1 protein-coding gene is annotated in these 401 nt (G+C 55.4%); it reads left to right on the top strand.

The features are described 5' to 3' along the window. Positions 1 to 155: 155 nt before the first annotated feature. Positions 156 to 401 (top strand): flavodoxin domain-containing protein (locus tag AEA42_RS04290; RefSeq protein ID WP_197278418.1); only part of this gene is annotated, 246 nt, incomplete at its 3' end.

Here is a 401-nt window from a genome sequence, read left to right as displayed (position 1 = left end):
TAGCGTGGGTTCGGCCGAGTCGCGGATAACTTTGCCAACATGAACCCGGTCGCGAAATGGATCCGGATTGCTAATATGCTGTTTGGTCGTCTGGAAGTGTTCACCTTGCTGGTGCTCTTTACCCCCACTTGCTGGCGCGAATAACAGGAGTGCTCGTGAAAACTTTAATTCTCTTCTCCACCCGCGACGGGCAGACCCGTGAAATCGCTTCGTTTCTCGCCTCTGAGCTTAAAGAGCTGGGCATCGATGCGGACACCCTGAACCTGAACCGTACCGATGTCGTCGAATGGCATCACTACGATCGGGTGGTCATTGGCGCGTCGATTCGCTACGGGCACTTTCATCCGGCGGTGGACCGCTTTGTGAAAAAGCATCTGGCACCATTGCAGGCGCTGACGGGT

Origin of the sequence: Shewanella sp. Sh95 (assembly GCF_001308045.1) — a bacterium.
Taxonomy (GTDB): domain Bacteria; phylum Pseudomonadota; class Gammaproteobacteria; order Enterobacterales; family Shewanellaceae; genus Shewanella; species Shewanella xiamenensis.
Note: the sequence above shows the minus strand (reverse complement) of the source record. Positions and strands in the feature narration are given on the sequence as shown.